At 70.4% G+C, this 14145-nt stretch carries 13 protein-coding genes; 6 read left to right on the top strand and 7 right to left on the bottom strand.

All coding sequences use genetic code 11. The features are described from left to right. Nucleotides 1-189: 189 nt before the first annotated feature. Entirely contained in the window at nt 190-1485 is a 1296-nt protein-coding gene (locus AB0K02_RS15045; RefSeq protein ID WP_365992846.1) for a helix-turn-helix domain-containing protein, read from the bottom strand. Between the two features lie 351 nt (nt 1486-1836). On the opposite strand from AB0K02_RS15045, the gene AB0K02_RS15040 reads away from it, so the two are divergent. The 5 genes from AB0K02_RS15040 to AB0K02_RS15020 all read left to right on the top strand — a co-directional run bounded on the left by AB0K02_RS15040 (nt 1837) and on the right by AB0K02_RS15020 (nt 7165). After that, complete coding sequence (locus AB0K02_RS15040; protein ID WP_365992845.1) at nt 1837-2700, top strand: ABC transporter ATP-binding protein; 864 nt, start codon at nt 1837-1839, stop codon at nt 2698-2700. A gap of 56 nt (nt 2701-2756) precedes the next feature. Further along, on the top strand, nt 2757-3725 hold the full coding sequence (locus tag AB0K02_RS15035; protein ID WP_365992977.1) for an ATP-binding cassette domain-containing protein: 969 nt from the start codon (nt 2757-2759) through the stop codon (nt 3723-3725). Next, nucleotides 3722-4612, top strand: a complete 891-nt coding sequence (locus AB0K02_RS15030; RefSeq protein WP_365992844.1) for a branched-chain amino acid ABC transporter permease — start codon at nt 3722-3724, stop codon at nt 4610-4612. Before AB0K02_RS15035 ends, AB0K02_RS15030 begins: the two co-directional genes overlap by 4 nt. Before the next feature lie 193 nt (nt 4613-4805). Next, nucleotides 4806-5912: a branched-chain amino acid ABC transporter permease gene (locus AB0K02_RS15025; RefSeq protein WP_365992976.1), complete on the top strand. Its 1107-nt coding sequence runs from the start codon at nt 4806-4808 to the stop codon at nt 5910-5912. Beyond that, nucleotides 5909-7165 carry an ABC transporter substrate-binding protein gene (locus AB0K02_RS15020; protein WP_365992843.1) on the top strand — a complete coding sequence of 419 codons (1257 nt, stop codon included), beginning with the start codon at nt 5909-5911 and terminating at the stop codon, nt 7163-7165. Before AB0K02_RS15025 ends, AB0K02_RS15020 begins: the two co-directional genes overlap by 4 nt. A gap of 566 nt (nt 7166-7731) precedes the next feature. Here AB0K02_RS15020 and AB0K02_RS15015 read toward each other — a convergent pair. The 3 genes from AB0K02_RS15015 to AB0K02_RS15005 form a co-directional block, all read right to left on the bottom strand. Beyond that, nucleotides 7732-7857, bottom strand: coding sequence for a hypothetical protein (locus AB0K02_RS15015; protein ID WP_365992842.1), 126 nt, complete (start codon nt 7855-7857; stop codon nt 7732-7734). 75 nt (nt 7858-7932) lie between these two features. Next, on the bottom strand, nt 7933-8343 hold the full coding sequence (locus AB0K02_RS15010; RefSeq protein WP_365992975.1) for an enoyl-CoA hydratase-related protein: 411 nt from the start codon (nt 8341-8343) through the stop codon (nt 7933-7935). 447 nt (nt 8344-8790) lie between these two features. Further along, entirely contained in the window at nt 8791-9750 is a 960-nt protein-coding gene (locus AB0K02_RS15005) for a hypothetical protein (protein ID WP_365992841.1), read from the bottom strand. 327 nt (nt 9751-10077) lie between these two features. Between AB0K02_RS15005 and AB0K02_RS15000 the strand changes: the two genes are divergently transcribed. Beyond that, nucleotides 10078-10245: a hypothetical protein gene (locus AB0K02_RS15000; RefSeq protein WP_365992840.1), complete on the top strand. Its 168-nt coding sequence runs from the start codon at nt 10078-10080 to the stop codon at nt 10243-10245. Between the two features lie 123 nt (nt 10246-10368). On the opposite strand, the gene AB0K02_RS14995 is transcribed toward AB0K02_RS15000, so the two are convergent. From AB0K02_RS14995 to AB0K02_RS14985, 3 genes are all read right to left on the bottom strand, one after another. Then, complete coding sequence (locus tag AB0K02_RS14995) at nt 10369-11649, bottom strand: M48 family metalloprotease (protein WP_365992839.1); 1281 nt, start codon at nt 11647-11649, stop codon at nt 10369-10371. A 656-nt stretch (nt 11650-12305) separates the two neighbouring features. Then, on the bottom strand, nt 12306-12809 hold the full coding sequence (locus tag AB0K02_RS14990; protein ID WP_365992838.1) for a hypothetical protein: 504 nt from the start codon (nt 12807-12809) through the stop codon (nt 12306-12308). Between the two features lie 292 nt (nt 12810-13101). Beyond that, a complete protein-coding gene (locus AB0K02_RS14985; RefSeq protein WP_365992837.1) occupies nt 13102-13440 on the bottom strand; it encodes a MerR family transcriptional regulator in 339 nt (112 codons plus the stop codon). Nucleotides 13441-14145: the final 705 nt, after the last annotated feature.

Genomic DNA, 14145 nt, shown 5'->3' with positions numbered 1-14145 from the left:
AGCACCCCGTTGTCCGCTCCCAACGCCGTGGTGGCGCGACTGTGCTGATGCCCATTCGGCCATCCGCGGCAAGGAATCCGGCCCGGTGATACGCATGCCCGGGGTTGTCCACGTGAAGCCGTACGCGTGTCAGGTGGTCGTACTCCCGTGCGGACTACGTGTGCCGGACGGGCGTACTGCCGTGCGGCTTCAGCTTTCCGTGTCGGAGTCCCAGGCATCCCCGCAGCCGAGGACGGCCGCCGGCCCGAGCAGTTGAAGCGTGTCGAAGGCGAGCGTGAGCCGTACGAGATCGCGGGGGCGGGACAGTTCGAGACCCGTGATCTGCTCGAAGCGGCGCAGCCGGTTCAGCACCGTGTTGCGGTGGCACAGCATGTGCCGGGCCGCCTGGACCGCGGAGCCGCCCTTCTCGATCCACACTCCGAGCGTGTCGATCAGCGTTTCGCGGTCGGCGGGATCCAGGGCGTACAGCGGCCGGAGCACCCGCAGGGCGAGCTCGGCGGACAGGTCCGGCCGTGAGACCAGCAGACCGTCGGGCAGACGGGCGTCGAGCCGGGCGACCTCCCCGTTCGCGCGGCAGGTGCGCAGGGCGAGTCCGGCCATCTCCCGCGCCCGGGGCAGGTTCTCCAGGCCGCGGACGACGGGGCTGATGCCGATGCGCATGCCGGGTCCGGCCTCGAGGGCGGAGGCGAGCGCGTCGAGCGGACGGTCGCCGAGGTGGGCGACGAGCACATCGCGCTGTGCGCCGACGTGGCGCAGGACGCGCATGCCACGGATCTCCGGGACGGCGTCGGGTGCACGGTCGAAGGGCGACGTGGCCCGCAGCTCCGCCACCGCGAAGCGTCCGTCGGGCGGCAGATCGAGGATCGCCGCGGCGTCCTGGATGAACGCCGGGTCGCTACGGCTCTCCAGGACGGCGGCGAGGATCAGGCGCACCCGCTCGCTGTGCCGGCTGGCCACGCCCTTGGCGACCTGGCGGTAGGCGTCGGCGACCAGGGCGGCGTCGCGGTCGTTCATCTTCCACACCAGCGCCGCCACGTGCACGAGGTGACGCTGGTCGCCGAGCCCGTCCCGCTCCACGACGCTGATGATCCCGTTCCAGACCTCCGAGCCGGCGACCCGGAAGGCGCGCATCACCTCGTCGAGGGGGCGGCCCTCCTCGGCACGGCGTATGCCGAGCTCACGGGTGTAGCGCTCGATGTCCACGATGCGGCCCGGGTCGAGGGCGGCCTCCAGCGCGAAGCGGATGCCGGTGTCCGTGGACTGCTTGAGGTCGGGCGGCGAGAGCACCGGGTCGGCGTAGTGCGGCACTTCGGTGCGGATCTGGTGCACCACTGAGTCGGTGAAGGAGGTGCCCCGCCCAAGGAGGCGCCGGCAGGCGTGGTCGAACAGCTGGAGCGACGACGAGGAATCGGCGGCGGCTTGGGGCAGCGGACCGACGGTGGCGACGCGGGGGCGGACCGCGCCACCGACGGAACTGGTGTGCATGGACCCTCCAGACGGACGGGGCGTGCAAGGACACCACGGCGGGTCGCCATGTCGTGTGCTGCGCGGGGCGCAGGTCGGGTGGTCCACCGGTCGGCGATCGGCGTGTGGCGGCGGCGCACCCTTCGAGGTCCACATGCTAAGCAGTCGGTCATCCCTGGAGCGAGACCTCCGCCAAATCGTGATGATCCGCGCACAGCAGGAGGTACGGATTGTGCCCCCTCACAAGCGGGCCGCGCGCCGGCTGGGAAGTGACAGCGGCTCCTTCCCAGTCCATGGACGCCCTGCCCCCGCCGTGTTCTCGTAGCGCTCCCGACCGGCGTCCGCTCGCCGAGCAGCAAGGAGAACGCCCTGATGAGCCCACCAGAGACCGAGGCCGGAACCCTCCGGGTCACCGATCTGCACGTCAGTTACGGACGGTCCGTCCAGGCGCTCCACGGGGTGTCGCTGACCGTCCCGCAGGGCCGGATCGTCGCCGTGCTCGGCTCCAACGGCGCGGGCAAGTCCACATTGCTCCGGGCGGTCTCCGGGACCCTCGCGCTGCACAGCGGCACGGTCGACAGCGGCACCGTGCACTTCGACGGCGTACGGCTGAGCGGCGACGCCGCGCGGGCCGTCGCCGCCGGGGTGGTGCAGGTGCCCGAGGGTCGGCGGATCTTCGGCGCCCTGTCCGTGGAGGACAACCTCAAGGCGGGGTTCCTCGGGTCGGCACGCCGCTCGCGCGCCGAATTGCGAGCCGCCCGTGAACGTGTCTTCACGCAGTTTCCGGTACTGGCCGAACGCCGGCGGCAGGCTGCCGGGCTGATGTCCGGTGGAGAGCAGCAGATGCTCGCGATGGGCCGCGCGCTGATGGCCGGGCCGAGCCTGCTGCTCCTCGACGAGCCTTCGCTGGGCCTCGCGCCGCTGATGGTCCGGCGCATCGCGGAGATCATCCGCGAGATCAACGCCCAGGGGACCTCGATCCTGCTCGTCGAGCAGAACGCCGCCATGGCGCTGGAACTGTCCGACCGCGCGTCGGTGCTGGACGTGGGCCAGGTGCGGCTGGAGGGTGCCTCGGCCGATCTCGCCGCGGCGGACGAGGTGCGGCGGCTGTATCTCGGCGAGACCTACGAGACGGGCTGCGGCGCGCCCGACGCCGACGCGCAGTGCGCGACGTCCGCGGGCACTGCGTCCGTGACCGGACCGGGCCTGACCGAGCTCGGCAGGTGGAACGGATGAGCATCGACGCGACGGCCACCACCCCCGAGGCCGCCACAGCCCCCCGACCGGACACGGTGCACGGCCCGGTCCCGGCCCTCACGGTCGAGAACCTGACCGTGCGCTTCTCCGGCCTCGTCGCCCTCGACGACCTGTCCTTCACGGTCCGGCCCGGCACGATCCACGCCCTCATCGGCCCCAACGGCGCGGGCAAGTCCACCTGCTTCAACGTCATCTCCGGCGTCTACCGGGCCACCGCCGGAAGCGTCCGGTACGCGGACAAGGACCTCACCCGCCTCGCACCCCACCGCATCGCGCAGCTCGGTGTCGCCCGCACTTTCCAGAACATCGTGCTCACCCACGGGACCGTCGCCGACAACCTCATGCTGGGCCGCCACCGGCTGACCCGGGCGGGCTTCACGGCGAGCGCGCTGCGACTGCCGCACACGGTGCGCGAGCAGCGCCGCCACCGGGAGCGGGCGGCTGAGATCGCCGACTTCCTGGGTCTGGGTCCCGCGTTCGACAAGCCGGTCGGCGGGCTTGCGTACGGCGACCGCAAGCGGGTGGAAATGGCGCGCGCGCTGTGCATGGAGCCGCAGTTGCTGCTGCTCGACGAGCCCGTCGCCGGCATGCACCCGACCGAGCGCTCGGCGATGGCCGAGACGATCGCCCGGGTCCGTGACGCCCTGGACATCTCGATCCTCATCGTCGAGCACGACATGGGCCTGATCATGCGGATCGCCGACTCGGTGACGGTGCTCGACTTCGGCCGCCTCATCGCGGACGGACCGCCCGAGCGCATCCAGAACGACCCGGCGGTCATCAGCGCGTATCTCGGCACCCCGGTCCAGCAAACAGAGCCGGGTCCGGAGCCCGGTCCGACACGCGAACCAGAACCCGGTCCGGCACGCGATCCAGAGCCCGTCGCGGCACCCGAGCCGGTGGAGGAGACCGAACCGGACACCGGGCCGGGCCCGGAACCTGCCACGACCGCCGCCCCGGACCCCGCGAAGGACACCGAGCGCGCCTCGGAGGAAGAGTCATGATCAAGCTCACTGAAACCGTCCTCAACGGACTCGCGCTCGGCTCCGTCTACGCGCTGATAGCCCTGGGATTCGTCGTGATCTTCAAGGCGTCCGGCGTCATGAACTTCGCGCACGGCTCCCTGCTGCTCTTCGGCGGCTATGTCACGGCCCGCCTCCACGACGTCATCGGGTTCGTCCCCGCCGTCCTCGTGGGCGCCGCGCTCGCCGCAGCACTGGCCGGCCTGGTGCAGCTTCTGGCCACCCGCGGCCTGCGCGGCGCGGAGATCCACACGCTGACGATCCTCACCATCGGCGTGGACGTCCTGCTCAGCACCGAACTCAACCGGCAGGTCGGCGCCGACTACCTCTCCATGGGCGACCCCTGGGGCGCCGATGTGACCCGGCTCGGCAGCATCACCGTCGCCGACGCGCGGATGGCGGGCATCGTCGTCGCGGTCGTCGTCATCGCCGCCTTCTTCGCCGCCTTCCGTTGGTCCCGTTGGGGCCTGTCGATGCGGTCCGCGGCCGCCGACCCGGAGGCCGCGGCGCTGATGGGGATACGGCTGGACCGCGTACGCCTCATCGCCTGGTGCGTCGCCGGGGCACTGGCCGCCGTCGCCGCCGTGTTCCTCGCCGCCTTCCCCGCACCGGGACTCGACCGTACGACCAGTCACATAGCCCTGAGCGCCTTCCCCGCGGCGATCCTCGGCGGCATGGACTCGGCCGTCGGTGCGCTCGTCGGAAGCCTGGTGATCGGCCTCACGGCGGCGATGGCCGCCGGCTACCAGAACGAACTTAGCGTCCTGGGCGCCGGATTCTCCGACGTGGCCCCCTACCTCGTGATGGTGCTCGTGCTCCTGGTCAGGCCCACCGGTCTCTTCGGATCGAAGGAGCTGACCCGTGTCTGACGCCCGTGCCATCACCGAAACCACCGGCACCGCCGACGCCACCGACACCGCCGGCACGGCCGGTCACACCGAAGCCACCGGCACCGCCGAAACCACCCGCACCGTGACGGCCTCGGCCGCTCCCCCCGGTGCCCCGTCCGCCCCCGGCAGGCGGTCCGGCACGGTCTCCCCGCGCGGGCGGCGTGCGGCCACCCTGGCCGCAGGCGTGCTGGTCCTGCTGGCCCTGCCCTTCTACGTCACCTCGTTCTGGCTCCAGACGGGCCTGTTCGCCATGGCCGCCGTCATCGGCGCCATCGGGCTGAACCTGCTCTCCGGGACGACCGGACAACTCTCCCTCGGCCACGCCTTCTTCCTCGCCGTCGGCGCGTACGGCTATGTGTGGCTGGCGTCCGAGCCGTCCGGCACCGGCCCCAGCAGCCTGTACGGCCTCGGGCTCCCGCCCCTGCTCGCCTTCGGGCTGGCCATCGTCCTCGCCGGTGCGGCGGGCGGCCTGTTCAGCCCCATTTCCGGCCGGCTGCGCGGCATGTACCTGGGCATCGCCACCCTCGCCCTGGTCTTCCTGGGCCACCACATGATGCTCAACGCCCCGCAGGTCACCGGCGGGTTCAACGGCCGCTCCGTACCGCCGCTGGACATCCTCGGCTTCTCCTTCACCGACAGCTCACCCGACGGTCTCACCGTCATCGGCGTCCCCTTCGGGGGGCTGGAGCGCCTGTGGTACGTCGGCCTGGCCCTGGTCGCCGTGGCCTGGCTCGCCGCGCACAACCTCCTGCGCGGGCGCCCCGGCCGCGCACTCGGCGCCGTACGCGACAGCGAGGTCGCCGCGGCCGTCATGGGAGTCCCTCTCACCCGCTACCGCGCCTCGGCGTTCATCGTCTCCTCGATGTACGCAGGCGCCGCGGGTGCCCTGCTGGCCCTGGTGTTCAAGCGCGTCGTCCCCGACCACTTCGGGCTCCTGCTGTCCATCGACTACCTCGCCATGATCGTCATCGGCGGCCTCGGCTCGGTCGGCGGCGCGGCCTGCGGCGCGGTCTTCGTCGCCCTGATCCCGCACCTGCTCACCAAGTACGCCGACGACCTGCCCCTGCTCACCGCTCCCGGCACCACGGGATCGGGCGTGTCCCCGGGCGACGCGGCCCGCTACCTCTACGGCACCGCGATCGTCCTGGTCCTGATCTTCGCCCCCGGCGGCCTGGCCGGACTGGCCCACAGACGGCCGCGCCGCAAGGGCGACGAATCCCCCCGCACCCGGCGTTTCCCTCGCCGCACCCGCACCACCCCGAAGGAGCACACCTCGTGAGACACACCCGACTCGCCCCGGCCGCAGCCGTCATCGCCGCACTCGCCCTGAGCGCCACGGCCTGCAGCACCAAGAGCGGTGCCGACGCCAACGGCGCCGGCAGCGACGGCATCAAGACCGGTCCCGGAGTGACGGAGAAGACCATCACCCTGGGCGCGCTGACCGACCTCACCGGCCCGTACGCCTCTCTCGGCAAGAGCATCGTCAACGCCCAGCAGCTCTACGCGGACCAGCTCAACGCCTCCGGCGGCATCTGCGGCCGGACCGTCAAGATCACGGTCAAGGACCACGGCTACGACGTGCAGAAGGCCGTGTCCGCGTTCACGGAGACCGAGCCGAACGTGGCAGCGCTGTCCCAGGTGGTCGGCTCTCCCGTGGTGTCCTCGCTGGAACAGGAGCTGGAGGCCAAGCACCTGCTCACGTTCCCGATGGCCTGGGCCTCCACCCTGCTCGGCCGCGAGTACGTCCAGGTCGTCGGCTCGACCTACGACGTCGACGTGATCAATGGCGTCGACTTCGTGGTCCGCACGGCCAAGCTGAAGGCGGGCGACAAGATCGGCCACGTCTACTTCGAGGGCGAGTACGGCGAGAACGCGCTCGCCGGTGCCACGTACGCCGCCAAGAACCAGAAGCTGACCGTCGTCGGGCAGAAGATCAAGCCCACCGACCAGGACCTGACCGCCCAGTTCACCGCCCTCAAGCAGGCCGGCGTCAAGGCGATTCTGATCAGCGCCGGCCCGCGCCAGACGGCCGCCCTGGTCGGCACCGCGGCCGCCGCGGGCTTCGCCGTCCCGGTCCTCACCAGTTCGCCGGGCTTCGCTCCGCAGCTGCTGGCGACCCCGGTCGGCCCCGCCCTGGAGAAGATGCTCCACGTGGTGAGCCCCGCCCCGGCGTTCAGCGCCGACAACCCGGCGATGAAGAAGCTCGCCGACGACTACAAGGCGAAGTACCCGAAGGACCTGCTCGACTCCGGCGTCGTCAGCGGCTGGAACGCGATCAGTGTCCTCGGCGAAGACCTGAAGGCGGCCTGCAAGGCCAAGGACCTGACCCGCGAAGGCATAGCGGCGGCCCACCGCAAGCAGTCCGAGCTCACGGTGCTCGGCGTGCCCCTGAACTTCTCGGACCGTGCCAAGCCGGCGACATACCAGTCCTTCATCCACAAGCCCTCGAAGACGGCTCCCGGCGGCCTCGCGAACGTCGAACCGGCCCACGAGGTCCCCGCGGCGAAGACCTACAGCCTGCCCAACGGCTGAGCCGCACCGACGGGTCCGGATGCTGACCGGCAGGTCGGCGTCCGGACCGGGAAGAATGCCCTTCCGGTCCGTCGGCCCTCTGGTTCAGGGGGAACTCCCGGCGGCCCGACACCCCGCACCGGGACTCGGTGCGCCCAGCCTCAGAAGCAGTCCTCGAAGTTCTGTGACGAGTGAGAATCGGCTTCCCATTGTCGTCGCCCCGGACATGGACCGCCTGATCCGGCCCCGCGGAACGCCGGCGCCCACCAGTGGTTCGCGTAAGTCGCCGTCCCGGAGTGGCCCTCGTCCCGGCAGTCCGCCGTGACGGTCATCCGGCTCAGCGCGTGCTCAGGACCTGGTGCACATCCGTGGCGGAGGTGACGGACCCCGCGCTCAGGGCCCGGCACCAGGCCCACCGGTCAGCCCGGCTGGCCCGGAGCTCGAGTGCCTGACAGATCTCCGGCGGCGCCGCCCCCGAGGTCGCCTGCGAGCAGGTCGGCATTGCCGAGTTGGTGGTGGCTGTCCGCGACATCGACACCGAGGCCGCCACGGTCGCCGTCACACCACAGGGCGTCACCCCTGCCCTGTCAGGAGGAAGCATGCAAGACGGCACCGATCAGCCGCGCACCGGCGCCGGGCGCCGGGACCACCATCGCCGCCACCTTGGCCGTCCAGATATCGCCGGGCAGCTCCTCGGAACGCTGGTGCAGCACATGAGGTCACATCCCCCGTGCCGAGCGCGCGAACGGCCGGCGTGATGGGTTGCAGGAGTACGACCCAGCCCGACGTCAGGCGAACCGTCCGCGCGCCGCGGTTTCTTCGAGCGTCTCAGGGGCCAGGGCGGGAACGTCACGGAGCTCCTTGGTACGGGCAAGGTACGCACGCTGGGCATCCAGCGACTCCGCCGTCGTAGTGGTCGACAACCACTCGGCGCCCTCGAACCGCAGCCCTTCCTCAAGCGGGAGGGAGCCTCCCTCACGGACGGCTCGCTTCACAGCCCGGACGGCCGCTTTCGGCCGCCGGCCGAGCCGGGCGGCGTGCTCGATGGCCTCCTGGAGCAGCGCGTCGGTTGGTACGTCCCTGCCCACCAGCCCCATTTCATGGGCTTCGGTCGGGCTGATGGGCGTCCCCTCAAGAGAGATCTGCAGTGCCCGACGTCCGCCGAACAGGCGTGCCAGCCGCTGCCCGCAAAAGATCACCAAACTCGCCGTCAAGTTTCACGTCCTCGTCGTCGGGCAGCTCCCGGTCGGCGGCCGCCGCGATGTCGCCGAAGACCCGTGACAGATCAGCTTCTCATGCACGAGACCAGGCGCGTCCGCTCGCCGGCGGGGCATACAGGGCCATGTCGTGCAGCCGGTATCCCTCTGCAACTCGCCTGACAGCGGCAGGCCGGGGGGCTGCCGCAACGACCCCCCCCGGCGACCGCCGGCCGGTCGTGGGCAACCGGCCAGCGCCCGAGAACTCGCCCACCGTACGAGCCGGGAATTGTGCATCACGTTGTGCAACGGACCCTGGTTGCTGATGCAGCGCACCGGGCAGCCGTCTGTGCCAAGCGACGCGTACGAAGGTTGGTCAACAGCTGCCCGGCCGCGAGACCGGAGATGGTCCCTGCACCCTCGAAGCAGCGTTCGACCACGGTGCGCAGGTCAGCAGTTCTCGCCGAACTTCACCGCGCTGATCTGCACAGGCTGCCCGTCAAGCTTCGCGTCGGCAGCCGGATCCGTGGAGCAGACCCGCCAGTTCGACTCGACGAGCACCATGCGGTCCTGCCCCGATACGTCGTTCACCGTGATGCTTGTCGAGCTGTCGAGGGACTGGCGGGCGACCTTGACCGACTTGCCCACGAAGTTCGGCATGGCTCCGCCGACCTCCTCGGGCTCGGCATGGTCCCCGCCTGATGGGCAGTCCTCCTCCAGCTTGACCGTGCTGAAGTCGACCTTCGTGTCGGTCGGGTGCTGGCCGGGTGCCGGGGTCTGGGAGCAGACCTTCCAGCCTCGGTCGAGAACCTGATTACGGCCCCGGCCGAGCGCGTCGTGCGACGTGAGCGAGTAGAAGCCGGCTTCCTGCGCCTCGTCCTGCGCGCTCTGCAGCCCCTTGCCCACCATGTCGGGGAGGGCGGCCGACTCGGCCGAAGGCTTCTCGGTACTGGCCGACCCCTTGTCGTTGCCGCTCGGTGCTGTTTCGGCGCCGGAGTCGGTGGGCCCGCAGGCGGTGAGAGAAGCAAGGAGCAGCACAGCGGCTGTGGTGATGCGGGTGCGCATGGGTCTCCCAAGGACATTGCGGATGAGAGCGCCCATCATGCCGAAGCACACGCAACCTGGGGCGGAATCGACGAAAGCCTTCCCAGAACCGGGGGTGGATCGCAAGAATGAGGAACTTGGCCGCTCAAGGGGGAAGGAGAGCGTGAATCCGACGATCAAGGGCGCGCTGACAGGTGCTGCCCACGCATCGCCGAGCAGCTCCGCGCCCGGGCGCCCGAGCCGCAGCCGGGCGGCGATCCCCTCGAGCGCGCTCAGCCCCGAGCCACTGGCGAGCGCATTGTCGCCACAAGCTGGTGCGTAAGACTCGATGCGCGGCGCCCGCTGCTCTCCCAACTCCCGCAGCACGACACCCCTTTCCCTGCACACGCGTGCCCCGCCAAGTGCCCGTACCCCTCGCAGGGCCGACTGCCTTCCCGTGAAGGCTGCACGCGAGACGCCCGCCGCAACTCCACCGCGGCGGGCTCTCGTACGTCTCTGGGCACTGCCAGACCCCCGCACCACACTGGCGGGAGCGGCTGAACCGGCCCTCTTGCCCGATGCAGGCAGCTTCCGGCCCGCCCGTCTGTCATCCGAAAACGGCTGGACCCGGCTCTTACCGTCAGGGACGGATGGACACCGGCTCGAGCCGGGCGGGCCCCGCAAGCCCTGACGCGCCGTAAGGAAGGAGGCGGGATGCCGACACTCGTCAGGGCCCTCGCTGTGTGCACGGTCGCCGGCTTGGTCGCGGTCGTCGCCGTAACCGTAGCGGCCGGCAGCAACACGTGGCTGTGGGCTGCAGGGGCCGTGTTCGCTGCGGTCACCGTCGACGTCCGCATCGTCGACCGCCGGCAGCGCGCCTGAGAGCACCAGCTGAACGCCCGCCCCTCACCTTGGGCGTTCACAACGTTTCCGCCTCCTGTCCGAGCCGCAGGCGGTGTGGCTGACGGGTTCTCCCTCAGGGCCATGTCGTCTTGCTGGGGGAGGTCACTGGTCAGCCGCGGCATCGCGGATGACGACGTGCGCCATGTGATCACGCGCGGCGGTCAGTTCGGCGGCGATCGCGCCGGCCCTCTCCTCGTCGCATCGGACCGCCGCTTGCCACTGCGTGCCCTCGCTCACGCGGCGCCGCCTCAGATGCGTCGGCGGATGCGTGGAGTCGGCGCAGTGCCCGCGCAGGGTGCTGACGCGGCGCAGCCGCTTGTACTCCCGCTCCGGCACGGACTCGATGCGCGCGGCGAGCCGCTCCCACAGCCGCTGTTCCGCTTCGCGTCGGGCCGCGGCTCCGCCCCTGCTGTGCGCGACGACGGATTCGCGGTGCAGCGCGCTCGTGACGGAGGGGACGAGGAGCAGCCGGTCCAGCAGTTCGGCCGCTGCAACGCTGGATCCGGCGCGTGCCGCAGTCTCGTCCGCCAGGTACTCGGCGCGCTGGGTCGCTCGCAAGGTCAGTTGGTCAAGGAGGTGGAGGAGTCCGAGCACCGCCCAGCGCGGCACGGCCATCATCCAGTGGGTGACGCGCTGCATGAGGTCGGTCTCGGAGTCGGGTGTCAGGAAGTACAGCCACAGCGCGAGGGAGTCCAGGGCCCGCCCGACGACGGCACCGCGACGGGTGTCCCCATGGGCGAAATGGCCGAGCTCGTGGCCGATGAGCGCGACACGCTGTGGCGGGGTCAGGATCTCCCAGAGTCCAAGTCCTATGCGGAGCATGCGTCGATGCCGTACGCCGTAGGTGCTGACGGCCGCGTTGGCGTCGGCAGCGATCACCACAGTGTCCACTCCCGCCGTTCCTGCCACGGCCGCGACCTCGTCGACGAGCTCGAACAGCCGTGGCGCATCGGGCCGGCGAAGAACGGGAGTGTCATCGGGCAGAACCCCGAAACGGGGCCGGAGGGCGACCGCAATGGCGAGCAGCACGGCACCGACGACAGGCAGCACGCCCATGCCCCAGCCGAGTACGACCAGCAGCAGCCCCGTCACCGCCAGGGCCGCAGTCACTCCGTGGACCACGAGTGCGAGCGCACAGGCGAGCACGCCCGCGACGTCCCGCCCAGGGCGCGGCCCCAGATCGGCGAAGAGACGCTCGCCGTACCGCTGCGCGAGCCTGCGCCGCAGTGCCTCGATCCGCCGGGGGTCGGGAGCCGGCGCGCCGGGATCGACGTTCCAGTCACATGCGTCGCACCACGTGACGAACCGCGACTCGACCGGCACATCCGCGCCGCACTCCGGGCATCTGTGCCCCTGCTCGGCAACTGAGATCTGCGCTGTCATGCTTTCTCCCACCCCTTGGCGCGCCCCCGCGCCGACGCTGTACCGAACGTGGGCCAGCCCCTTGCCATCCCCACGGTGATGTCGTGAACCACCCCCGTACGACATAGGCCGTGAGGGTACGACACGGGGCGTGAGCCCCCCCGCACTGGGCCGTGCTCGGGCTGTCCCGGAGGTCCCAGCGTTGCGACCGGCCATCAGCAAGGCGCTGACGCTGGTTCTGATGAGGTCCCAGGGAATGTAGCGGGCCGCCCGGCAAGCGGTGCGCGCGAGGGCCGCCTCGGCATGTGTGGCTGGTGTGTATCCACCCCTGAGCACCCCCTTGGCAGTCCCTCGTTCCGTACGGTTCCTGCTCCGTGACGGCCCGGCCGACGTGCTCGGATTGTCCGACTTGGCCTGGGAGGGGATCCGTGAGTACGAGTCGCGGGCCCGCGCGGCATTGGACCATCCGTTGTCGTCCCTTGCGTGAGCGAGCGCGAGGCTCGCCAACTGTCGTGCGCAGTCACGCGAGCAACTTGAGTGCCGTTCTGGCATCGCGCCGTCGCCGGCCACGCGTGGCCGCGGATGCCGCGCCGGCATTGAAGCCGGCTTTGAAGGCCAAGTGTCCCGCCGAACGAGGGACGGTCGGCAGCCGGTCACAGTGGAGGGTGCGGAGCGGATCACAGGTAGTCGAAGAACCGAGTCCGCCAAGTGGCGGCGGCAGGGGCGCTGAACTCGGCGAGGCGTGTCACTCCGTCATAGGGGCGGTGCAGGGCGGTCTCCGGGGCGAGGAGGTAGCCGAGGGAGGTGGTCGCGGTCTCGGCTGTGAGGCGGTCGGTCGGGGTCAAGGCGCCTTCCTCCACTGCCTCGTCCAGGTCCTCGTAACAGCCGAGGTGCTCCGCGGCGACGACGGCCAGGTCTCCGAAGTTGCTGAGCCGGATCACGATCTGTCGCCCTGCGGCAGTCGCCTCGGCCGGGATGGTGATGTCTGCATGGAAGCCGGCGTCCTGGACCCCGGTGTCGGCCCAGCAGCGGCAGTCGAAGCCGGTGTTCAGCCGCTCGATCAGGGTGTCGACGCGGGCCAGAGCCAGGTTCCGGTCGAAGCTGTGGGGAAACTCCAAGTGGTCGGGGCCGGTTGACCGGTCGACCGCGCGCAGGAGCGCTCCGGCATCAGTCGTCGCCACGGGGCCCTCCTGTCGCACAGGTACCGCTGAGCGTACTCCCCGGTCGGCCGAGCGCGCATGCGCGGCGCTCAGCCGCAGCCGACGTCCGGACCGAACTGCAGGGGCGACATGTAGTTGCGGGACATGAAACGGCCGACGCCCACTCCGCCGAAGCGGGTGGCAAGGGCGCCGGCCAATCGAAAGCGCACACGCGCGCGAGAATCCGAGAGGCGGTCTTGTTGCCGAGGCATCCGCACCGCACCGAACGCCTTCGAGGCCCTGTGCCCGCCGACTCCGGCGGGGCACGCTCACTTCAGTCGGTGGTCGGCGGGGGCGGTTCGGCCGCTGAGCGACGGTACTCGGCGTTGATGCGCTGGGCTTCCTCGAGCTGGTCTTCGAGGATGATGATGCGGCATGCGGCCTCGATGGGGGTGCCCTGGTCGACCAGTTCCCGGGCGCGGGCTGCGATGCGCAGCTGGTAGCGGGAGTAGCGCCGGTGGCCGCCCTCGGAGCGGAGCGGGGTGATCAGTCGGGCTTCGCCGATCGCGCGGAGAAAGCCGGGTGTGGTGCCGAGCATCTCAGCGGCACGGCCCATGGTGTAGGCGGGGTAGTCGTCGTCTTCGAGACGGCCGATCGAATCGTCTGCTGTCATCGCACCTCTTTGTGGAACGCGTTGAGGGGCCCTGGTGCCGTACGGCACCAGGGCCCCGAGGGAACTGCACCATCTGCCGGCCTCAGTACTGCGCCGACCTATTGTGTCCGCACGGGCCGCCCGATACGGGCCGGGGGTGCGGGGATCGCGTATGTGTGACCGGAGACCACCTGCCTGTCGATGTCCTGCGGTACCCGGAGGAAACAAGTCTTCCGCCCGGGCGATCCCGATGGTGCTCACTCCTCCGTTCTTCCTCTGAACCAACTCAGTCACTTACCGCGAACTGCCCGTGGCCTGGGAAGCGCCACTCTCTCGGCAGCCGGCCCCATCGCCATCCTTGCGTCTGTCGGGCTGGGAGCCCACTGCCGACCCTCAGCACGCGCGCCCGCAGTCCGACGCCTTCACTGAGGAACCACTGGCTACTGCACTGCTGGTACCACGAACTGCACCTGCGGAACTACGTGCACTGCTTGTGGCGGCCCCTGATCACTGCGGGCCACCCGGTCCGGTGGTCAGTCCCGTTGCCGTCATGCAACCACCGTGGCATCGGAACTCCACCACCGCACCGTCCTGCGAACTGCATGTACTGCGGTCCGGCAGTTCATCTCTGCCGGGCCTTGCTCCATCTCGACTACGACAGAAACCATAACCACACAGCAGAGGAATGTCTACTGTGGCCACGGTAGGTTTTCGTATCCGGCGATC

The organism is Streptomyces sp. NPDC049597 (genome assembly GCF_040675505.1).
Lineage (GTDB): Bacteria > Actinomycetota > Actinomycetes > Streptomycetales > Streptomycetaceae > Streptomyces.
This window is presented reverse-complemented; position numbering and strand designations above follow the sequence as displayed.